Source organism: Rhodococcus parequi (genome assembly GCF_046042785.1).
GTDB lineage: Bacteria > Actinomycetota > Actinomycetes > Mycobacteriales > Mycobacteriaceae > Prescottella > Prescottella parequi.
The window spans coordinates 40,029-62,215 of sequence record NZ_JBDLNV010000011.1; the positions used below are offsets into that span (position 1 = coordinate 40,029).

The following is a 22,187-nucleotide window of genomic DNA, read 5'->3' on the forward strand; positions in this document are numbered from 1 at the left end:
GAGTTGATGGCTGAACACGAGATGACGGTCGCGCAGCTGCGCGAGTGGATGCGCAACTGGATCGCTGAGGCCACCGGGCAACCGGCGGCGGCGATATCCGACGATCGACCGTTGGAGGAGTTCGGACTCTCCTCCCGCGACGCGGTCGCGTTGTCGGGGGAGATCGAGGATCTCGTGGGCGTCACGCTCTCCGCCACGGTCGTGTACCAGCATCCGACCATCGCCTCGTTGGCCACCCGCATCATCGAGGGTGAGCCTGACCTGCCCGCGGACGGTGACGACGCCGCCTACTACCGCGGCGGCTTCTCCGCCGGGCAGTCGCACGACATCGCGATCGTCGGCCTGGCGTCGCGGTTCCCGGGCACCGGGCACACGCCGCAGGAGATGTGGAAGCTGCTGATCGAGGGCCGCGACGCGGTCACCGAGCTTCCCGAGGGCCGCTGGGCGGAGTTCACCGCCGACCCGTACGTCGCGGCCGCCGTCGAGAAGGCCGCCACCAAGGGTGGTTACCTCGACGACGTGCAGGGCTTCGACGCCGAGTTCTTCGCGATGTCGCCGCTCGAGGTCCAGAACGTGGACCCGCAGCAGCGTCTGGCGCTGGAGCTGACGTGGGAGGCGCTCGAGCACGCGCACATTCCGGCGAGCGCGCTCAAGGGCCGCGAGGTCGGTGTGTTCCTCGGCTCGTCGGCCAACGACTACCAGCTGCTCGCGGTGAGCGATCCGGCGTCGGCGCACCCGTACGCGCTGACCGGTACGTCGACGGCGATCGTCGCGAACCGCGTCTCGTACTTCTACGACTTCCGTGGACCGTCGATCGCGCTCGACACGGCGTGCTCGTCGTCGCTGGTCGCGGTGCACCAGGCGGTGCGCAGCCTCCGCTCGGGCGAGTCCGAGATCGCGCTGGCCGGCGGTGTGAACATGCTGCTCGCGCCGCCCGCGACCCTCGGCTTCGACGAGGGCGGTGTCCTCACCGAGGACGGCAAGATCAAGGCCTTCTCGTCCGACGCGAGCGGCATCGTCCGCGCCGAGGGCGGCGGCCTCGTCGTACTCAAGCGTCTCGAGGACGCCGAGCGTGACGGCGACACGATCCTCGCGGTCGTCGCCGGATCCGCCGTCAACCAGGACGGCCGCTCCAACGGCCTCCTCGCGCCCAACCCGGACGCGCAGGCCGACTGCCTGCGCCACGCCTACCGCGACGCGGGCATAGCACCGTCCGGCGTCGACTACATCGAGGCGCACGGCACCGGCACGATCCTCGGCGACCCGATCGAGGCGGACGCGCTCGGACGCGTCGTCGGCCGCGGCCGTGACGACGACAAGCCGGCGCTCCTCGGCTCGGCCAAGACGAACTTCGGTCACCTCGAGGCCGCCGCGGGCGCCGCGGGCCTGATCAAGGTCGTGCTGGCGATGCAGGAGGACGTCATCCCGGCGTCGCTCAACTACGCGGGCCCCAACCCGTACATCCAGTTCGACAAGGCGCACCTACAGGTCGTCCCGGAGGCGACGGCGTGGCCGCGCTACACCGGGCAGGCTGTCGCGGGCGTGTCCGGTTTCGGCTTCGGTGGCACCAACGCGCACGTCGTGGTCCGTGAGTACACGGGCCCCGCGAAGGTCGACGAGGTCGTCGCGGAGCCGGTCGATCTCGACAACGAGAACACCACCATCGAGGCCGAGGCCGAGCGGATGCTCGCCGAGGCCGCGGAGTCGGTCGGGCTCGACGCGGCGTCGGACGCCGTCGAGGTCGCCGAGACCGCGGTTCTGCTGGCCGTGTCCGCGTCGATGCCGTCGCGGCGCCGTCGCGCGGCCGAGGACCTCGCCAACTGGCTCGAGACCGAGGAGGGCAGCCGGACGCCGCTCGCCGACGTCGCGCGCACCCTCGCCAAGCGCAACCACGGCCGCTCCCGCGCCGTCGTGATCGCCACGAACCGCGCCGAGGCCGTCACCGGCCTTCGCGCCGTCGCCGCCGGCAAGCCCGCCCCGGGTGTGCTGACCGCGGACGCGCCCGCTGCGAAGGGACCGGTCTGGGTGTTCTCGGGCTACGGCTCGCAGCACCGCAAGATGGCGAAGCAGCTGTACATCGAGAACTCGGTGTTCCGCGCGGCCGTCGACGAGGTCGACGCGCTGATCGAGGACGAGGTCGGCTACTCCATGAAGGAGAAGTTCCTCGACGACTCGCTCGACTACGACGTCGAGACGTCGCAGGTCGGCATCTTCACCATCCAGGTCGCGCTCGCCAAGACCCTGCGCCACCACGGCGCCGAGCCCGCCGCGCTGGTCGGGCACTCGATGGGTGAGGCCGCCGCCGCGTACGTCTCGGGTGGACTGTCGCTCGAGGACGCCGTCCGCGTCATCTGCTCGCGATCGCGCCTGATGGGCGAAGCGGAGGGCATGCTCGAGGGCGACGACATCCGCCTCATGGCGCTCGTCGAGTACAGCGCCGAGGAGATCGAGAGTGTCCTGCCGGACTTCCCGAACCTCGAGGTGTGCGTCTACGCGGCCCCCACCCACACCGTCATCGGTGGGCCCGAGCCCGAGGTGAACGCGATCGTCGCGCGCGCCGAGGCCGAGGAGAAGCTGGCCCGCGTCCTGCAGACCAAGGGCGCGAGCCACACGTCGCAGGTCGATCCGCTGCTCGGTGAGCTGGCGGCCGAACTGGCCGGCATCGAGCCGTACACGCTGAAGGTCGGGCAGTACTCGTCCGTCGATCAGGACGCGTTCTATCCGGCGGGCCACGCCGCGATCCACCCGGTCGAGTACTGGACCAAGGGTCTGCGCCACAGCGTCTACTTCACCAACGCCGTCAAGGCCGCGGTCGACGCCGGACACACCACGTTCGTCGAGCTGGCGCCGAACCCGGTGACGCTGATGTCGGTCGCCGCGACCGCATGGGCGGCGGGAATCGCCGACACGCAGCTGATCCAGACGCTCAAGCGCAAGGAGGACGAGCCGCTCGGCGTGCTCACCGCCCTCGCGCACCTGTACGTCCACGGGCATGCCGTCGACCTGCCGTCGCTGCTGCCGTCCGGCGCCTTCGCCGACCTGCCGCGGACCGCGTTCCTGCGCAAGCGGCACTGGATCGACGCGCGGGTGTCGTCGGCGGGCAACACCCGGGCTCCGGGTGCGCACGTCGCGCTGCCCGACGGCCGGCACGCGTGGGAGGTGCAGGCGTCCGCCGTCACCGACCTCGGTGCACTCGTCACCGCTGCCGCGTCGCAGCTGTTCACGGATGTCGCGCTGACCGGCGCCGTCGCGCACGGCGACGTGCCGTCCGCCGGGACGCTGACCACGACGCTCGTCCCGCACCTCGGTGGTGCGTCGGTGCAGGTGCACGGCAAGTCCGCCACCGGGTTCGCGCTCGTGTACGACGCCGTCGTGTCGTCCGGTGAGGCGCTGCCCGAGCCGGTGGCCGCCGCCGTCGCAGCGAAGCCCGCGGTGTCGGACGAGGTTTCGACCGAGTCCGCGGAGACCTTCGGGGACCGGTGGGATCCGGAGAGCTCGCAGTCGCTCGACGATCGGCTGACGATCATCGTCGCCGAGTCGATGGGCTACGCGCCGGAGGATCTGCCGGGCGAGATCCCGCTGATCGAGCTGGGTCTGGATTCGCTGATGGCGGTCCGGATCAAGAACCGCGTGGAGTACGAGTTCGACATCCCGCAGCTGCAGCTGGCCGCGGTGAAGGATGCGAGCCTGCACGACGTCGCGAAGTACCTGCGCTACGCGGTGGAGAACCGCGAGGAGGTCGCGGCCATGGCCGCGCAGCAGCAGGCGGACAAGGACGCCGGCGAGACGGTCGAGGCCGTCGCGGCTCCGGCCGCCGCGTCGGTGGAAGAGGACCCCGCCCGGTCCGGCGAGGTCGACGTGCCGCCGCGTGACGCGGCCGAGCGTCTGACGTTCGCGTCGTGGGCCGTGGTGACCGGCAAGTCGGCGCCGGGCATCTTCGGCACGCTGCCGATCCTCGACGACGAGAACGCGGAGAAACTGGCGGCGCGTCTCACCGAGCGGTCCGGCGGCGAGATCACCGTCGACGACGTCCTCGACGCGGAGACGATCGAGCAGCTCGCCGAGACGGTGCGTCAGCATCTCGAGGACGGTCTGAAGATCGACGGGCTGGTCCGGACGCTGCGTCCGCGGACCGACGGCTCGAACGCGGTGCCGGTGTTCGTGTTCCATCCGGCGGGTGGGTCGACGGTGGCGTACGAGCCGCTGCTCAAGCGTCTGCCGCCGCACACGCCGATGTTCGGTCTCGAGCGGGTCGAGGGCCCGATCGACGAGCGTGCCGCCGCGTACGTTCCGCTGCTGCGCGAGATCCAGGGCGACGGCCCGTACGTGCTGGCCGGGTGGTCGCTCGGCGGCGTGCTCGCCTACGCGGTGGCCCGCCAGTTGCGCGAGCAGGGCGCCGACGTCCGCGTCGTCGGCCTGATCGACACCGTCATGGCCGGTGAGAAGGTCGAGGACACCCCGGACGAGATCCGGGCCCGCTGGCAGCGGTACGCGAAGTTCGCGAAGAAGACGTACGGTGTCGATGCACCCCTGCCGTTCGATCGGCTCGCCGAGGCGGGCAGCGACGAGGAGCAGATCGGGATCCTGATGGACCTGCTCAAGCTCAGCGGCGCGAAGATCCCCGGCGGCATCATCGAGCACCAGCGGACGTCGTGGCTCGACAACCGCGCCATCCAGACGGCGGATCCGCAGCAGTACGACGGCGACGTCGTGCTGTACATGGCGGACAGCTACCACGAGGACGCGATCAACCTCGAGCCCTCGTTCGGGACTCGTCAGCCCGACGGCGGCTGGGGTGACGTGGCGAAGAACCTGGAGGTCGTCTACATCGGTGGCGACCACATCCAGATCGTCGACGAGCCCTATATCTCCAAGGTCGGCGCGGACCTGTCGAACAAGCTGGCCGAGATCGAGAAGCGGAGCAACTGAGTGAGCACCACCACCGCAGAAAAGCTTGCGGAACTGCACGAAAAGCTCGAGCTGTCGAAGGCCCCGGGTAACCCCAAGGCGATTCAGAAGCGCAAGGACAAGGGCCTGCCGACGCCGCGTGAGCGGATCGACATGCTGCTCGACCCGGGCACGTTCGTCGAGATGGGGCAGCTGGCGCGGCAGCCCGGTGAGGCTTCCAACCCGTACGGCGACGGCGTCGTCACCGGCCACGGCCTGGTCGACGGGCGTCCGGTCGCGGTGTTCGCGCACGACCAGACGGTCTTCGGCGGCGCGGCCGGCGAGATCTTCGGCCGCAAGGTCGCCGCCGTCAACGACTTCGCCATCAAGATCGGCTGCCCGGTCGTCGGCATCAACGAGTCCGCCGGCGCCCGCATTCAGGACGCCGTGACCTCGCTCGCGTGGTACGCCGAGATGGGCCGACGCCAGGAGCCGCTGTCGGGCATGTGCCCGCAGATCTCGATCATCCTCGGCAAGTGCGCCGGCGGCGCCGTGTACGCGCCGATCAACACCGACATCGTGATCGCGACCGAAGAGTCGTACATGTTCGTCACCGGCCCGGACGTCATCAAGTCCGTCACCGGCGAGGACGTGAGCCTCGACGAGCTGGGTGGTGCCCGGCACCAGGCCGAGTACGGCAACATCCACCACGTCGCGGCCGACGAGAAGGCGGCGTTCGAGTACGCGCGCCAGTACCTCAGCTACATGCCGTCGAGCTGCACCGAGAAGCCTCCGATCATCAACCCCGGCCTCGAACCGGAGATCACCGAGGACGACCGGTCGCTCGATGCGTTCATGCCCGATGCCGACAACGCCGGCTACGACATGCACGACATCCTCATCAACATCTTCGACGACGGTGAGTTCCTCGAGGTTCGGGGCCAGTCCGCGCAGAACCTCATCACCGGCTTCGCGCGTGTCGACGGCCGCCCGGTCGGCGTGGTCGCGAACCAGCCGATGCAGCTGTCGGGTGCGCTCGACGCCGCGGCATCCGACAAGGGCGCGCACTTCGTGCGGGTGTGCAACGCGTACGACATTCCGCTGGTGTTCGTCGTCGACACTCCCGGCTTCCTGGTCGGTGTGGAGCAGGAGAAGGTCGGCGTCATCAAGCGCGGCGGGCGTTTCCTGTTCGCGTACGTCGAGGCGACCGTGCCGAAGGTCACCGTCGTGGTGCGCAAGGCGTACGGCGGCGCGTACGCGGTGATGGGCTCCAAGCAGCTCGGCGCCGACGTCAACCTCGCCTGGCCCACCGCCCGCATCGCGGTCATGGGTGCCGAGGGCGCGGTGAACCTCATCGGCCGCAAGCAGATCGAGGCCGCCGGCGACAACGCCCCCGCCGTCCGTGCGCAGCTCATCAACTTCTACAACGAGCACGTCGCGACGCCGTACATCGCGGCCGAGCGCGGCTACATCGACGCCGTCATCGAGCCGTCGACCACCCGCCTCGAGATCCGCAAGGCGCTCACCCTGCTCCGTGACAAGAAGGTCTTCAAGAACCCGCGCAAGCATCATCTGCTTCCGTTCTGACCCCCGCGTCTCCAAGCTGAAGGGACCCTTTGTGCGCTCGCAGCGCATGAATGGTCCCTTCAGCTCTTCAGTGGGCCGTCTTCGGCCGCATGCGGAGCGGTGGCCGCGGTCTGGACCGCGCCAGTTCGTAGTGCGCGCGCAGGTCTGCCAGCGCGCGTTCCGGGGAGTCCCGCAACTGCCGTGGGATGACGGCGAGCACGATGATGCCCGCACTCTGCATGCGCGCCCGCCGCGAGACGGTGGCGTCGTACTCGTCGGGTGACAGATGCCAGTCGAGCGAGTCGATTTCCCACGCGAGGGCGACGTCGTCGATCCAACCGTCGGGTCGTGCCACGAATGTGCCCGTCGTAGTCTCGATCTCGCGGTTGAAGTGCATCGGCGGAAGCCCGCTTCGGAGCCACAACTGTCGGGCGCCGGCCTCGGCCACGGAATGGATGTCGGCGCTGACCTCGCGCAGAATCTTCCTGGGTAGTGCCGATCCACGATTGCTGCCCGATTCGAGTTCGTCTGCGAGCGTTGCGGGCGAGACATCGCCCCGCTGCACTGCCTCCGCAAGTAGCGCCCGTGCTGCAGAGGTTGTGGTGCATCGTCTGGAGGCGTCGAGCAGCGCTCGGGGTAGCGGGCTGCAGGCGAGTCCACTCCGATCCACCGGTGTCGGCAGCCGGGTCGTCCGCTCCACGACGAGGAAGCCGGTCGACTGCATCCGCCGCGAATGGGCAAGGAGCACATGCACGTCGGAGAACGATTCGGATGATCGGTATCCGTGTTCGGCCAGCGCCGCGCGCCCGGTCAGCATCGAGCCGGTTCCGCAGTAGAGCAACGCTGCGGTGCGCCGCTCGCGCTGACTCGGTACGCCGTTGTGCATGAGCACGAGGCCGGGCAAAATTCGTTGCCACGGCCCCTCGGGCCTGCATCGAAAGCTGATCGCCGAACCGGACATCCCGGCTTCGAGAAGGTCTCGCACCCGCACGATGCCGCTGACCGCGAAGCGGCGGAGCTCGCGAAGTGCGTCCGCGCTCCAATGTCGTCGTCCCATGCGCACAGCTTGGCGGACGGTCCGGTTGGGCAGAGCTGACGAGCGACGCGGATGCGCCCGCCTGTGGATGAATGTGCGGCTGTGGATAAAGCTGAAGGGTCCCTTCATACGCTGGGAACGCATGAAGGGACCCTTCAGCTGAGAACCAACCAGCCTACGGCTCGTACACCCGCATGGTGCCCGGCGACCAGAAGCCGGATCGGGTGACCTGCTGGGTCTCGACGGTGGCGGGTGGGGCGTCGGGGAAGTGCCGGTCGTACCGTTCGAGCGATCCCCAGTCACGTCCCCAGTCGTGGTTCAGGTAGGTCGGGACGGTGGTGGCGCTGGCGAGCATCTCGGTCCAGCCGAGCGGGCCGCCGTTCTCGAGGGACTGCCAGGTGTCGGTGGAGCTGACCGCGAGGGGCCGGTCCGGCAGGATCCGGTACTCGGGCATCTCGGCGACGCCGTAGAGGTGGTCGAACGGGCGCTGGCACGGGAACTGCAGTCCGACGGCCCAGTCCAGCAGGACGGGCTTCTCGGTGCCGACGACGGTGCCGAGCGACTCGAGCTTCGGCACGCGCGGCGGCGTGAACGCGAGCCACTGGTCGCCGGTGAGGTTCGGGTCGCTGGCGTTGATCCGCACGACGTCGGTGTCGGCGGGCAGTTCGTCGATCGGGACCCGCAGGTTGCGCCACGACGGCGCGGGGCCGATGTCGCGGGGGACGTAGGTGCCCTGGACGTCGACGCTGCCGTCGGCTCGACGCTTGCCGTACTCGACGACGAGGGACTGGCCGTAGTTGGTCTGCCCGCTGATCTGGTCGACGGACCAGATGCGGCCGGCGGCCGACAGCACCACGAGCGGGGAGTCGTCGCTGCGTTCGGGGAGCTGGTACCAGCTGGAGACGACCGAGGCCGACTGCTGGATGCCGTCCTGGTAGCTGCCGAGGATGGGCGTGCGGGCCGGGTCGAGCCCGAACGGCAGTTTGACGGTGCTGCCGTTGACGCCGAGTGCGCCGACGCCGCCGGTGGTGCCGGAGCCGGAGCCGGTCTCGAAGCTGGGGCCGATGCTCTGGCTGTCGGTGTTGCCCATGCCGGCCTTGACCTCGACGTAGTCGGCGGTCAGGTCGTCGGGCACACCGTTGGGGGTGAAGCCGACGGGCTTGTTGCCGGCCAGGGGATCGGCGGGGTCGGCGAGCGGCTTGGCGGGGTCGGCGACCGGGGTGAGGGCGCCGGCGTTGGGATCCGATTCGACCAGCACGTCCTCGGCGAGCCCGCAGGTCTTGCCCGCGAGGGCTTCGACGTTGGAGCGGCCCAGCGAGTACGCCGGATACTGCGACACGGCGCCCTTGAGCATCGACAGCACCTCGAACAGCACCATGGCGCCGGCGATGACGGTGAGCGGTGCGGCCGCGAACTTGCGGATCCGTCGGCCCTTGGCGGTGCCGGGCTTCTCCGGCGGCGGCGCGTAGCCCTCGCGCAGGTACTGCCATGCGACCAGCGCGACGGACAGGCCGAACAGTGCCAGGAACAGGGTGCTGGATTCGCGTCCGCTGAGCTGGACGGTCTTGTCGAACCACGGCACGCCGTAGCTGGAGACGTACCAGTAGCCGTTGATGCCGGAGAACGACAGCGCCAGCACGAACAGCAGTCCGGCGAGGAACATGCTCCGGTTGCGGCGCGACCGGAGTGCGCTCGCCGACACGACGACGGCGGTCAGGGCGGCCAGGGAGCCGGCGATGCCCGCGTACGCCCCGAAGTGGTGGGTCCACTTCGTGGGGTTGAACATCATGAAGAACATCGTTCCGAAGACGATGCCCATCAGTCGCCACGACGGACCGGCGGCGACACCGGGGATCCGCTTGCGGCGCAGGAACACGAACAGCACCGTGAACAGGCACAGCAGCATCGTCAGGAACGCGAAGCGGCGGGCGAGCGAGCCATCGGTGGTCTGGACGAACAGGAAGTAGTAGCGCTGGTAGTCCTGGAACCACTCGAGGTTCGGGCCGATGATCGTGCGGACTCGGGTGGCCTCCATGACGGTGGCGTACGTCTGGTCGGCGAAGACGGCGACCAGCACCAGTGTTCCCGCCGCGGCGAGCGGCAGCAGCTGCGAGAAGGTGCCGACCTGGTGGCGGCGCCGGACGATGAGCCGGGTGATCGGGCGCAGGCCGGCCAGCAGCGCGGCGATACACATCAGACCGGTCGGTGCCGCGGCCAGCGTGAACGCGCCGATGAGGGCGGCGACGGCGGCGGGTAGCAGGCGTCGGGTGCCGATGGCGCGTTCGATCGAGCACCACGTCAGCAGCGCGCCGACGGCGACGATCGGCTCGGGGCGCAGGCCGTTGTTGTAGGGCAGCCAGAACGCGAGGAAGACGAGTCCGCCGGTCCACAGGGCCACCCGGTTGTGGCGCACCGCGCGGCCGAGGCGGGGCAGCACCTCGCGGCTGATGACCATCCAGCACAGGATCGCGGCGAGCAGCGCGGGCAGGCGCATCCACGGGCTCGCGGTCGAGATCTTCGCCATGAGGGCGAGGACGTCGTAGTACCAGCCGAACGGGGCCTCGGGGACACCGAACCAGCGGAAGTAGTTGGCCATGTAGCCCGAGTGCTCGGATGCGCGGGCCATCGTGAGCAGGTAACCGTCGTCGGCGGTGTTGGCGCCGAAGAAATGCCAGCCGACGAGGGTGCCGACGACGACGCCGTCGACCGCGGTGACCTTCCACCAGCGGGCCGGCAGGAAGCGGCGGGCCCGACGGCCGTCCGCGCCGTCGAGGCGGTGCAGCGCGACCAGCGAGACCAGGGTCGCGAGGATCGCGCCGATCATCGCGATCAGCTTGACCGGCGTCGGGCTGGACGAGAACCGGGAGTCGACGTCCATCGTGAACTGCAGACCGGGCACGGTCTTACCGGCGAGGTCGGTGAAGATGCCGACGACCTGCGGCCGGTAGTCGAACGGCATCTCGCCGACGAGGGGCTTGCCGTCGTCGTCGGTGAGGCCGACGAACTCGGCGGTGGTGCCGTTCACGTCGGATGCGATCGAGATCTCGGTGCAGCCGGATTCGACGTCGTCGCGCGACGCGGTCGCGATGACGACGTTGCGGTTGAGGACGTCGACGGACTCGCTGGACACGCGCACGAACATCGCGTTGACGGGCGCGTCCTCACCCTGGGCGGGCGCGGTGGCGAGCAGGATGCCGCCGGCCTCGGGCAGGTCGGCGACGGCCCGGCAGGGGATCGTCGCGGACAGCGAGACCGGCACCTGCGACATCAGCGGCGCCTCGGTGTTGGCGGCGACGCCGTTTTCGGGCCACGACACGGTCGCCGCGGTCTGGCTGACCGGCAGGAACGGTGTCGCGAGCGCCAGTAGCAGGCCGATCAGGCCGGTGACGACGGCGATCAGCCGAGCGTTGCGGAGGTCCGCTTTTCGGGGTCGGGGAGCCGGTGGCGGAGCACTGGCTTCGGGTCCGGGAGCGGGGACTGTCACAACGTCGGGCACGTTTGTCGATCGTAGGCGAGATGTTTTCGTTATCCGAACGAGGTCACCGGCTCTCAGTTACTTCACAGGCTGGTCAAGCGGGTGGCGTCTCCCGGATGGGGCCGGGGGACCACAGTCCGGAGCGCGTGACCTGCTCGACGTCCACCTGCGCGGGCTGCGCCGATCCGACGATCGGGGTGAACCGTTCGAGGGAGCCCCAGTCCCGGCGCCAGTCGCCGTCGAGGTAGGTCGGGATGGTCTCGGCCGTCAGCAGCAGCGACGTCCAGCCCAGCGGGCCGCCACCGATCGCGTCCTGCCAGGCATTGGTCGCCTGGGCGCCGACACGGTCGGGGAGGATGCGGTACTCGGGGGCCTCGGCGACGCCGTCCTGGTGGTCGAAGGGCCGCTGGCACGGGAAGGCCAGGCCCACCGACCAGTCGATCAGCACCGGGGCGGTGCTGCCGACGACGGTCTGCAGCGTCTTCATGTGCGGCACGCGCGGCGGGGTGACGGCCAGCCACTGGTCGGGGGCGAGGCCGGTGTCGGACGCGACGAGCCGGACGGCGTTCGCGCCGGCGGGCAGCTGGTCGAGCGGCACGCGCAGGTTCCGCCACGACGGTGCGGGCCCGATGTCGATGGGCGCGATGCGGCCGAGGGCCTCGATGCTGCCGTCGGCCTGCCGGGTGCCGTACTCGACGTCCAGCAGCTGGCCGTCGGTGACGATGCCGTCGGGGTCGACGGAGTGGATGCGTCCGGCTGCTGCGATCGTCAGGATCGGGGCGTCGTCGCTGCGCTCGGGGAGGCCGTACCAGCCGGTGACCAGTTCGGCGGACTCCTGGGCGCCGGACTGGTAGCTGCCGAGCACCGGGGTGGTGGCCGACTGCAGCCCGAACGGCAGGGACACGGTGCTGCCGTTGATGCCGGTGGACGCCTCGGTGCCGCCGCCCGTGCCGGCACCGGTCCCGGTGGTGCTCTGGCCCGAGTCGGAGTCGGCGTCGACCGAGTTGGCGCCGCCGGTCGCGACGGTCTCCTTGTCGGCGGTCAGGTCGCGGGCGACACCGTCCGCGGTGAAGCCGGTCGCTTCGGTGGCCCCGAACGCGCCGGCGCCCGCGAGATCGGTGGGCTGGTCCAGCAGTCGGAGCACCGAGTTGTTGGTGTCGTCCTCGACGAGGACGTAGTCGGCGAGCGCACACGAGTTACCGGCCGCCGACCGCAGGTTGGCGTGGGCGATCGAATACGACGGGTACTGCGCGACCGCGCCCTTGAGGAGCGAGAGCACCTCGAACAGCACGACGGCGGCCGCGGCCAGCGTGAGCGGGGCGGGCGACCAGCGGCGGATGCGAGCGAGCCGGCCGTTGCCGTTCGGCGCTGCGGCCGTGTCGTCCCTGCCGTCCTCGGCGCGCTCGTACGGTTCGCGGATGTGGTACCAGGCGGCGAGCAGCAGCGCGAGCACCGTCAGCCCGAGGAGTGCGGTGGAGAAGCCCTTGCCGCCGATGGACGGCGGCTTGTCCCACCACGGCACGCCGTAGCTGGACACGTACCACCAGCCGTTGGGTCCGGCGAACGACATCGTGAGGACGAACAGCACGGCCGCGGCGAACAGTGTGCGGTTGCGCTTGGAACGCAGGCTGGCGCCGGCGACCGCGACGGCCGCGAGGGCGGCGACGGACCCGGCCAGGCCCGCGTACACGCCGAAGTGGTGGGTCCACTTGGTCGGGGTGAAGCTCATCAGCAGCAGCGACGCGAAGATGATGCCGAGGATGCGGCGCGACGGTCCGCCCGCGGTGCCGGGGATCTTTCCGCCGCGGCGCAGCAGCATCAGGATGCACACGATCAGGCACAGCAGCATCGCGAAGACCGCGAAGCGGCGGGCCAGCGAGCCGTCGGGCGAGATGTTGAGCAGGGCGTCCCAGCGCACCCGCTCGTCGAACCAGGCGACGTTGGGGCCGATGGCGGTTCGGACGCGCGTCGCCTCGCGTACCGAGGCGAGGGTCTGGTCGGCGAACACGGCGACCAGCACGACGGTGCCGGACGCGAGAATCGGCGCGATCTGGCCGAACACCCCGACCTTCGGGGCCCGCCGGACCGCGATCTGCACGATCGACCGGGCGCCGGCGATCAGCGCGGCGATCGCGATCAGCCCGGACGGCCCGGCGGCGAGGGAGAACGCGGCGGTGAGCACCGCAACGGCGGCGGGCAGCATGCGTCCGGTCGCGATCGCGCGTTCGATCGAGCACCAGGTGAGCAGCGCGCCGAGCGCGATGATCGGTTCGGGCCGCAGGCCGTTGTTGAACGGCAGCCAGAACGCCAGGAACACCAGGCCGGCGGTCCACAGTGCGATCGTGTTGCGGCGCACCGCCCGGCCGAGGCGGGGGATCACCTCGCGGCTGATGATCATCCAGCAGAGGATTCCGGCGATCAGCGCGGGCAGGCGCATCCACATGCTGGAGGTGCTCACCTTCGTGAACAGCACGAGCACGTCGTAGTACCAGCCGAACGGCGCCTCGGGGACGCCGAACCAGCGGAAGTAGTTGGCCATGTAGCCGGCGTGCTCGGAGACGCGGGCCATGTTGAGCAGGTAGCCGTCGTCGGACGTGTTGGCACCGATGACGTGCCACACCAGCAGGCCGCCGATCACGACCGCGTCGATGCCGGTGAACCGCCACCAGCGGGCCGGCAGGAAGCGGCGGGTGCGGCGCCCGTCGACGCTGTCGAGGCGGTGCAGCGCGCCCAGCGAGACGATCGTGGCGAGCACCGCGCCGATCATCGCGACCAGCTTGATCAGGGTGGGGCTCGACGAGAACCGGGAGTCGAGGTCGGCGCGGACGTCCAGCCCGGCGGGCGGGGTGCCCTGCAGGTCGGTGAAGATGCCCACCATCTGCGGACGGACGTCCCCGTCGACGACGATCGCCTCCTGGTCGGGGAGGCCGGCGACCGCGGCGGTGGTGCCCTGCGGGTCCGACGTGACGACGATCTCGGTGCAGCCTTGCAGGTCGTCGACGGGCACCGACAGCAGCGCGGTGTCGCGCAGGATCGCCCGCAGGCGGGCGGGTTCGCTGCCCGACGCGGCGTCCACCTTGACGACGAGGCCGTCGGCCTCGGCGCGTCCGGCGGACGTCGGGGCTGTCGCGACGAGCGCACCGCCGGTCGCGGGCAGCTGCCCGACGGCGGTGCACGGGATGCTCACGTGTAGTTGCTGGGGGGTGTACGAGACGAGCGGCGCCTCGACGCTGGTGAGGCTGCCGTTCTGGGGCCAGCTGATCGACGCCGCGTCCTGCTGGACGGGCAGGAACGGGGTGGCGATCGCAAGGATCGCGCCGAGCAGTCCGGTGACGATCGCGACGAGACGGGCGGTTCGAACCCCGCTCGCCTTGGCGCTCGAGTCGACCTGGGCGGGGGCTGTCACGTCGTCTGGCACGAGACTCGACTCTAGGTGAGCGAGTCGGTCACGTCAGATTCCGCACGTCCCAGACCCAGACGCCGTCCACCCAGCGGCCGTCGACGCCGAGGAGTCGTTCGATGGTGGTGTGCAGAGCCTGCTGGCTCTTTCCCGGCGGCAGCACCACGACGTCCGCGTTCCAGAACCGGAGGTCGGCGAGCGCGGCGGCGCGGGTGGTGTCGTCGATAGGGGGCACCACGCCGGTGCCCTGCGCCTTGGCGAGGAGTAGCGCGGTGGGGCGGTCGTCGGGGCCGTACTTGCCCTTGTCCTCGGGCCCGGCGGGGCCGACGAAGTAGCCGCCGGCGATGGGGTAGCCGAGCTTCTGCCCGACCTGCCACTGCAGGGCCTTGGCGTCCTCGGGGCGGGGGAGGGGGACGGTGACGACGGAGCCGTCGGACACGTACGAGCGCCAGGTGCCGTCGGCGAAGAACGCCGGCACCGGCGCGCGGTGCGCGACCTCGAGCGGCGCCGGGGCGAGTGGCAGCAGCGAGACGGCGAGCCAACCCAGCCACAGCAGAGTCGTCGAGCGTTGGCCGACGCGTCCCGCGGCGATGGCCCGGTCGGTGCCGAGCGCGAGGAGGATCGCGATCGCCGGGATGCAGCCCATCGCGAAGCGGGACTCGAGCACCGATTCGAGCAGCGGCAGTTTCGCGAACCAGGCCCACGGCAGCGTGATCCCGGTGTCGGTGTGCGCGATGGTCAGTTCCACGCCGAGCGACAGGACGCCCATCACCGCGACGGTCGCCGCGGCGGCACGGGCCATCTGAACCCGCCACAGCCACACCGCCGTCATCGCGACGAGCAGCAGCAACGGCCAGCCGAAGAAGGCGTTCTCCTCGGTCGCGTTCATCGACAGTCCGGCTGCGGAGCCGGGATCGCCGGCGAGGGACTGGGTGGGGAAGCGGGTGAAGGCGTTGACGTCGTTGCCGACCGGGCCGTGCTCGATCGAGTGGTAGCTCTGCGGTCCCAGGAACTGCCACCACAGCGGGACCGCGACGATCGCGAGCGCGACGGCACCGGCCACACACATGCCCTTGACGCCGCGCTTGGCCGCGGCGAGGGCCGCACCGGGGCGAGCGGCGCCGTAGGCGATCCCGAAGACGACGAACGCGATCGAATAGATCAACAGCGGCTCTTCGCCGAGGAAGATCTGGTACGCGACCGCGAGGCCGAGCATCACGCCGTTGCGGATCGGGCGTTCACCAGTGGCGAGGCGGATGACCAGTAGCGCGATGAACGGCAGCAGGAACAGTGCGACGAAGTTCGGGTGGCCGTTGGTGTGGGAGATCATCGCCGGCGCGAAGCCGCAGAAGACGCCGCCGACCGCGGCCGCGAACCTGGACTGCACGACGTGCCGCGACAGCACCCAGTACCAGGCGGTCGCGGTGCCGGCGAGGCCGAGTGTGAGAGCGAGCGTGAACGTCACGGTGGGGCCGAAGATCAGGGTGATCGGCGCGAGCGGGATGCTGACACCGAACATCGCGGTGTTGGCCATCAGATTCACGCCGAGTGGATAGTTCTGCAGCGTGCTCGACAGCGGATTCTCGAAGTTCGCGAGAGAGTGCGCGGTGACCGCGAAGAACCACTCCCACATCGTCTGGTCCTGGCCGCTGCGGATCAGATAGCCGTCGCCGAGGTGCTTCCACTGGCGTCCGAGGACGAACACCGCGAGCGCGAGGAACGATCCTGCGGCGACGAAGTCCGCCGCGGTGACTCGGAGTCGCCGGCCGCGGGTGGCAACCGGCTGCGTCGTCGTGGTCGTTGCCGGGGACGCCGTGGTCCCGTCTGACAGTTGCAGAATCTCGCTCACATCGCCCCTTCCGCGTTGCTGGACGGAGGGGCGTGGCGCCGCGCAGCCGTCGGGTGGCCGGACGCGAGAATACCGCAGCTAGCTGGGTCCTACCTGTGAGAAGCGGTGGGGCGCGGGCACGTACCGGGCATAGCGGACGCGCAGGTCACGGCCGCGAGCGCATCGCAAAAATGCAACCTAGGGGTTGCAATAAACCCCCGTGGATGCAACTCTGGAGTTGCAGGTATTCGCCGAACCGGAGGGATGAGACCGATGGACGCGCTGGACCGGATCGAACGGACGACGGAGATCGACGCCCCGGCGTCGCGGGTGTGGAAGCTGATCAGCGAACCCGGCTGGTACATCAACGAGGAGAGGATCGTGGAGCACCGGATCGAACGCCGCGGCGAGCTGGACGTCGTGCACGACCCGGCGCACGGGGAGTTCGCCTTCGCGACCGTGCAGCTGGACGAGCCCCGCTACGCGGCGTTCCGCTGGCTCGCGGATCCCGAGGCCGCGGACGGCCCGTCGACGTTGGTGGAGTTCACCATTGCGGAGATCTCGCCCGGTCGGGTGTTACTGACGGTCGTCGAGACGGGGTTCGCGTCGCTGCCGGGTTCCGAACTGGAGCGCCGCGAGAAGTACGACGGCAACGTGGCGGGCTGGGCGATCGAGATGGCGCTCGCGAAGGAGCATCTGGAGGCCGTCGATGCCGTCGGGTGAGATCGCCACCGCTCCCGTGGTGTTCGCGGCGCTCGCCGACGACACCCGCTGGGACATCCTGCTGCGACTTGGGCGATCCCCGGCGTCGGCGTCGGCGCTGGCCCGAGAGTTGCCCGTGTCGAGGCAGGCGATCGCCAAGCATCTCGCGGTGCTGCAGGACGTCGGTCTGGTCAGTCCCGAGCGGGACGGCCGGGAGGTGCGGTTCGTCGCGGTCGGTGCGCGACTGAGCGAGGCCGCCGCTCAGCTCGAGCGGATCGCGTCCGGTTGGGATCGTCGCCTCGCGCGGATCAAGATGCGCGCCGAGGCGCCTGATCGAGACTGACCGCGTCGGGGTCGATGGCGGCGGCGATGTCGTCGAGGGAGATGTCGAGGACGCGCGCGACGGCGGTGATCGTGAAGAACGCCGGCGTCGCGATGCGTCCGGTCTCGATCTTGCGCAGCGTCTCCACGGAGATCCCGGCGCTCTGCGCCACCTCCACCATGCTCGTCTCGCCTCGCGCGGATCGCAGCAGCTCACCGAGCCTCTGCCCACGTTCGAGTTCCTCCGCCGTCAACGGCACGCGCACCATGATGCATATAGTAATACCGGTATAGTTATTCGAAACCGGAGGTGTGCAGTGGTCGAACTCAAGACCGAATCGGAGATCCAGGGGATGCGGGCGGCGGGCCGCGTGGTCGCGGACGCGCTCGCGGCGGCGCGTGGTCACGCACAGGTGGGGGTGAGCCTGCGCGAACTCGACGCCGTGGCTGCCCGCGTCATCGCCGACGCCGGCGCGGAGCCGCTGTTCCTGAACTACCGGCCGAACTGGGCGGCGACCCCGTTCCCGGGTGTGGTCTGTGCTTCCGTAAACGACGCTGTCGTGCATGGCATTCCGTCGGACTATCGGTTGCGGGACGGCGACCTGGTGAGCATCGACGGCGGCGCGAGGCTGGACGGCTGGTGCGGCGATTCGGCGATCAGCTTCGTCGTCGGCGTCGCGGACCCTGCCGACGAGGCGCTCGTCGCGGCCACGGACGAGGCCCTCCGCCGCGGGATCGAGGCCGCGCGGGTCGGGAATCGTCTCGGCGACATCGGAGCCGCGATCGGCTCCTACGCCCGCGGTCGTGGCTACGGACTGCTCGCCGATCACGGCGGGCACGGCATCGGCCGTGTCATGCACGAGAGCCCGGACGTGCCCAACGAAGCCCGTGCAGGCAGGGGCATGCGACTGCGCGCCGGTCTGGTCCTCGCGATCGAACCGATGCTCATCGCCGACGGGTCCGACGACTACCGGCACGACGCCGACGGTTGGACGTTGCGGACCGTCACGGGTGCCCGCGCCGCGCACAGCGAGCACACCGTCGCGATCACCGACGACGGCCCGGTGGTGCTCACGTCGCGGCACTAGGCTGCACCTATGCCGGACTGGACGCCGATCTCCGACGCGCTGCGCCGCGCGGGGGTGCGGGACGTCCGCGACGACGGCACCACCCGGGCGATGTACTCGTCGGACGCGTCGCTGTACCGGGTGCCGCCCACGACGGTCGTGTTTCCGCGCGCGGTCGACGAGGTCGCGACGGTGCTCGACGTGTGCAGTGCCGAGGGGGTCCCGATCACCGCGCGCGGCGCCGGGACGTCGGTGGCGGGCAACGCGGTGGGCCGCGGCGTGGTGCTCGATTTCGGCAGGCACCTGGGCCGGGTACTCGCGGTCGACCCCGGCGCCGGCACCGCCGTCGTGGAACCCGGCGTCGTGCAGGCGACGCTCCAGCGTGCGGCGGCCCCGTACGGGCTGAGGTTCGGGCCCGACCCGTCCACGCACAATCGCTGCACCATCGGCGGGATGATCGGCAACAACGCTTGCGGGGCAAGAACTCTCGGCTACGGCCGCACGTCCGACAATGTCGTCGGGCTCGAGCTGCTCACCGGTGCGGGGGAGGCGCTGTCGCTGCCCGACGTCACCGACGTCCCAATCCTGGACCGGCTCCGTGACGTCACCCGCTCCGGATTGGCCACGATCCGAACCGAATTCGGCCGTTTCGGTCGGCAGGCGTCGGGATACGCGCTCGAACATCTGCTGCCGGAGAACGGTTTCGACGTCGTGCGTTTCCTCGTCGGCAGCGAGGGCACGCTCGGGATCGTCACACAGGCCACCGTGGACCTGGTGCGGGATCCGGCGCACCGCGTGCTGGTCGCGCTGGGCTACCCCGACATCGCGGCTGCCGGCGACGACGCCAAGGCGGTCCTCGGGTTCGGGCCCACCGCGTGCGAGGGCATCGACTCGCGTCTGGTCGACGTCGTCCGCGAACGGCGGGGTCCGCAGGCGGTGCCCCCGCTGCCGCGCGGGGCGGCGTGGCTGTTCGTCGAGATCGCGGGGGAGTCCCGTGACGAGGTGCTGGGCCGAGCGCAGGGCCTGGTCGACGGCTGCGGCGCGGTCGACGCCCTCGTCGTCGACGATCCCGCGCGGGCCGCGGCGCTGTGGCGGATCCGGGAGGACGGCGCCGGGTTGGCCGGACGCAGTCCCGCCGGCCGGCCGGCCTACGCGGGTTGGGAGGATGCCGCCGTCCCGCCCGATCGGATGGGCCCCTACCTGCGGGACTTCGACGCCCTACTCACCGACTTCGGGATCACCGGTCTGCCGTACGGCCACTTCGCCGACGGCTGCCTGCACATCCGTCTCGATCTGCCGATGGATCGGCCCGGCGGCACCGCCGTCTTCCGGCGCTTCCTCACCGCCGCCGCCGAGCTCGTCGCGCGCTACGACGGGTCGCTGTCCGGGGAGCATGGCGACGGCCGTGCCCGCGGCGAACTGCTGCCGCTGATGTACTCGCCCGCCGCGCTCCGACTCTTCGGCGCCGTCAAGCAAGTCTTCGATCCCGACGACCTGCTCAATCCCGGTGTCCTCGTCGATCCGCGGCCCGTGGACGCGGACCTGCGCGTCCCGCAGACGTCGCCGCTGCGCCGGAATCTCGCGTTCGCCTTCCGCGACGACGACGGCGACTTCGCGCAGGCCGTGCACCGCTGCACGGGTGTGGGCAAGTGCCGCGCCGACACCACGGGCGCCGGCGGCGTCATGTGTCCCTCCTATCTCGCGACGCGGGAGGAGAAGGACTCGACGCGTGGACGCGCCCGCGTCCTGCAGGAGATGGTGAACGGCAGCCTCGTGCGTGACGGCTGGCGGTCACCGGAGGTGCACGACGCCCTCGACCTGTGCCTGTCGTGCAAGGGCTGTGCGTCGGACTGCCCCACCGGCGTCGACATGGCCTCGTACAAGTCGGAGGTCCTGCACCAGAGCTTCCGGAGGCGGCTGCGTCCCGCTTCCCACTATTCGTTGGGGTGGCTGCCGCGCTGGGCGGCGCTCGCCGGTCGGGCGCCGCGCCTGGTCAACGCGGTGACCCGGCTGCCAGGTATCGCGCCGGCCGCGCTCACGCTGGGAGGCGCGGATCGCCGACGCCACGTCCCGCAGTTCGCGCCCATGTCGTTCCGGAGTTGGTTCGCGTCGACGACCGGCCGGCGCCGCACCACCGGCGACCCGGTGGTGCTGTTCGTCGACACCTTCACGGATCACTTCACGCCCGAGGTCGGCATCGCGACCGTCCAGGTGCTGGAGGACGCCGGATTCCGGCCACGACTCACCCCGAAGCGGCAGTGCTGTGGTCTGACATGGATCACCACCGGCCAGCTCGACGCCGCGCGGCGGATTCTCGGCCGCACCGTGACGGAACTCGCGGAGGAGGGAGCACCGATCGTGGGTATGGAGCCGTCGTGCACGGCGGTGCTGCGCGCCGACGCCGTCGAGCTGCTCGGCACCACCGAGGCTCGCGCCGTCGCCGAGTCCACGCACACCCTCGCCGAACTGCTCGGCGACCGGGACGGCTGGGAGCCCCCGGACCTGTCGGGCACCACCGTCGTCGCGCAACCGCACTGTCACCACCACGCGGTGATGACGTGGAACGCCGACGACGAACTACTGCGCCGAGCGGGCGCGCGGGTGGAGCGTCTCGGCGGGTGCTGCGGGCTCGCCGGCAACTTCGGGGTCGAGAGGGGGCACTACGACGTCTCCGTCGCGATCGCGGAGCACCAACTCCTGCCGGCGATCGCGCGTGCCGACGCCCGGACCGTCGTCCTGGCCGACGGCTACTCGTGCCGGACCCAGATCTCGGATCTGGCCGGGGGAGAGGGCACTCATCTGGCCCAACTCCTGGCCGATCAGGGAAAACGCGGCTGAGGCACAATCCAGACATGCTCTCCACACCGGTCGTCGTCACGATCGTCTCCGTCTGTATCGGATTCGTCCTGTTCGTCCTGGCGGCCAGCGGTGCGCGGGGGCAGTGGGACAAGCGACTGGTGATCGGACTGCTCGTGGTGGCGGTGTTGTGTCTGACAGCCGTTCCTCTGTCCGTCGCCCTGAGCGCGGCGGTGTGACGCCGATGGACACCGGAAGCAACTGGCCGACCGGCTGGCCGACCACTGCTCGGCAGATCGCAGTCGCCACCGACGACGCCGTCTCCGCAGCCCGCGCCGGTTCCCGGGAGCAGTTGGCCGAGGTCCTCGACGACCTGGTCGCGCTGCCGTTCGAGCAGGTGACGATCGTCCACGCCGGTGTCGTGCGGGCGCTGTTGGAGGATCTGCACCCGGACGGCTTCTCCGGCGACGACATCCAGGCGGCGCTGACGCGGGTCGCCGGCTCGGCGATCACCTGGCTGCCCGACCTCGACGTCTCGGCACTCGCCGCGGTACTCACCGGGGCGCTAGGACTGACGGAGATGAACGACGACGCCCAGCGGATCGGCCAACTCGACTATCTCCGGAGCGCGGTGCTGGTGATGGCCGATCTGCTCGGCGCCGCCGATGTCGCCGCCGACCCGTACATCCGCGCGGCCATCGGCGAGATCGCGCGAGCCGAGACCATCGAGATGCCCTGAACGGACTTCCCGGTCACCGAACGGCGGCGATTCTGTGTGGTTCGTCTGCTCTGACCTGGTGATTTGGCAATCCTCGGCCGGCTCGCGTAACTTATTCCAGGTCAGAGCGACACGGACACCGACCCGGCCGCGACCTTCACAGGTCAGCGAGGGCAAACGAGGTTGTACGGAGAGCGCACTGGTAATCCGAGTGTGAAACATCCTGTACGGTTGTGGAGCGCCTTCGGGTGGCCGAGAAAGTGCCGGATTTGCTTCCGGTTTCTGATCGGGTTAGGCTAGAACGGTTGCCCCAAAACGAGAAGCTGTGATGGTTTCGAGTGATGGTGTGCGCGTGTTCTTTGAGAACTCAACAGTGTGTCGATGAATGTCA

General features: G+C 70.1%; 13 protein-coding genes. 8 read left to right on the forward strand and 5 right to left on the reverse strand.

Annotation, left to right across the window (positions count from 1 at the left end):
• Nucleotides 1-6 precede the first annotated feature (6 nt).
• Together pks13 and ABEU20_RS24305 are read left to right on the forward strand one after the other, a co-directional pair.
• Entirely contained in the window at nucleotides 7-4,929 is a 4,923-nt protein-coding gene (gene pks13 / locus ABEU20_RS24300; RefSeq protein ID WP_420166955.1) for a polyketide synthase Pks13, read from the forward strand.
• Nucleotides 4,930-6,474: an acyl-CoA carboxylase subunit beta gene (locus ABEU20_RS24305; protein WP_420166956.1), complete on the forward strand. Its 1,545-nt coding sequence runs from the start codon at nucleotides 4,930-4,932 to the stop codon at nucleotides 6,472-6,474.
• Between the two features lie 67 nt (nucleotides 6,475-6,541).
• On the opposite strand, the gene ABEU20_RS24310 is transcribed toward ABEU20_RS24305, so the two are convergent.
• The 4 genes from ABEU20_RS24310 to ABEU20_RS24325 all read right to left on the reverse strand — a co-directional run bounded on the left by ABEU20_RS24310 (nucleotide 6,542) and on the right by ABEU20_RS24325 (nucleotide 16,213).
• Nucleotides 6,542-7,510, reverse strand: a complete 969-nt coding sequence (locus ABEU20_RS24310) for a hypothetical protein (protein WP_420166957.1) — start codon at nucleotides 7,508-7,510, stop codon at nucleotides 6,542-6,544.
• A gap of 154 nt (nucleotides 7,511-7,664) precedes the next feature.
• Nucleotides 7,665-10,985: an arabinosyltransferase domain-containing protein gene (locus tag ABEU20_RS24315; protein WP_420166958.1), complete on the reverse strand. Its 3,321-nt coding sequence runs from the start codon at nucleotides 10,983-10,985 to the stop codon at nucleotides 7,665-7,667.
• Between the two features lie 73 nt (nucleotides 10,986-11,058).
• The gene (locus tag ABEU20_RS24320; RefSeq protein WP_420166959.1) at nucleotides 11,059-14,382 is read right to left on the reverse strand and encodes an arabinosyltransferase domain-containing protein; all 3,324 of its coding nucleotides are present in this window, start codon (nucleotides 14,380-14,382) and stop codon (nucleotides 11,059-11,061) included.
• A gap of 28 nt (nucleotides 14,383-14,410) precedes the next feature.
• Nucleotides 14,411-16,213, reverse strand: a complete 1,803-nt coding sequence (locus tag ABEU20_RS24325) for a glycosyl transferase (RefSeq protein ID WP_420166960.1) — start codon at nucleotides 16,211-16,213, stop codon at nucleotides 14,411-14,413.
• Between the two features lie 252 nt (nucleotides 16,214-16,465).
• Here ABEU20_RS24325 and ABEU20_RS24330 point away from each other — a divergent pair, with 252 nt between their 5' ends.
• Together ABEU20_RS24330 and ABEU20_RS24335 are read left to right on the forward strand one after the other, a co-directional pair.
• The gene (locus ABEU20_RS24330) at nucleotides 16,466-16,915 is read left to right on the forward strand and encodes an SRPBCC family protein (RefSeq protein ID WP_420166961.1); all 450 of its coding nucleotides are present in this window, start codon (nucleotides 16,466-16,468) and stop codon (nucleotides 16,913-16,915) included.
• Nucleotides 16,902-17,237 carry an ArsR/SmtB family transcription factor gene (locus tag ABEU20_RS24335; protein WP_420166962.1) on the forward strand — a complete coding sequence of 112 codons (336 nt, stop codon included), beginning with the start codon at nucleotides 16,902-16,904 and terminating at the stop codon, nucleotides 17,235-17,237. Before ABEU20_RS24330 ends, ABEU20_RS24335 begins: the two co-directional genes overlap by 14 nt.
• Here ABEU20_RS24335 and ABEU20_RS24340 read toward each other — a convergent pair.
• Complete coding sequence (locus tag ABEU20_RS24340; protein WP_420166963.1) at nucleotides 17,203-17,484, reverse strand: helix-turn-helix domain-containing protein; 282 nt, start codon at nucleotides 17,482-17,484, stop codon at nucleotides 17,203-17,205. The two genes, ABEU20_RS24335 and ABEU20_RS24340, sit on opposite strands and share 35 nt — an antisense overlap.
• Nucleotides 17,485-17,532: 48 nt before the next feature.
• On the opposite strand from ABEU20_RS24340, the gene map reads away from it, so the two are divergent.
• The 4 genes from map to ABEU20_RS24360 are packed head-to-tail and all read left to right on the forward strand — an operon-like array spanning nucleotide 17,533 to nucleotide 21,817.
• A complete protein-coding gene (map, locus tag ABEU20_RS24345; protein ID WP_420166964.1) occupies nucleotides 17,533-18,303 on the forward strand; it encodes a type I methionyl aminopeptidase in 771 nt (256 codons plus the stop codon).
• Nucleotides 18,304-18,312: 9 nt separating this feature from the next.
• On the forward strand, nucleotides 18,313-21,120 hold the full coding sequence (locus tag ABEU20_RS24350; protein ID WP_420166965.1) for an FAD-binding and (Fe-S)-binding domain-containing protein: 2,808 nt from the start codon (nucleotides 18,313-18,315) through the stop codon (nucleotides 21,118-21,120).
• Between the two features lie 14 nt (nucleotides 21,121-21,134).
• On the forward strand, nucleotides 21,135-21,317 hold the full coding sequence (locus ABEU20_RS24355; RefSeq protein WP_420166966.1) for a hypothetical protein: 183 nt from the start codon (nucleotides 21,135-21,137) through the stop codon (nucleotides 21,315-21,317).
• A 5-nt stretch (nucleotides 21,318-21,322) separates the two neighbouring features.
• Nucleotides 21,323-21,817, forward strand: coding sequence for a hypothetical protein (locus ABEU20_RS24360; RefSeq protein ID WP_420166967.1), 495 nt, complete (start codon nucleotides 21,323-21,325; stop codon nucleotides 21,815-21,817).
• The last annotated feature ends 370 nt before the right edge of the window (nucleotides 21,818-22,187 follow it).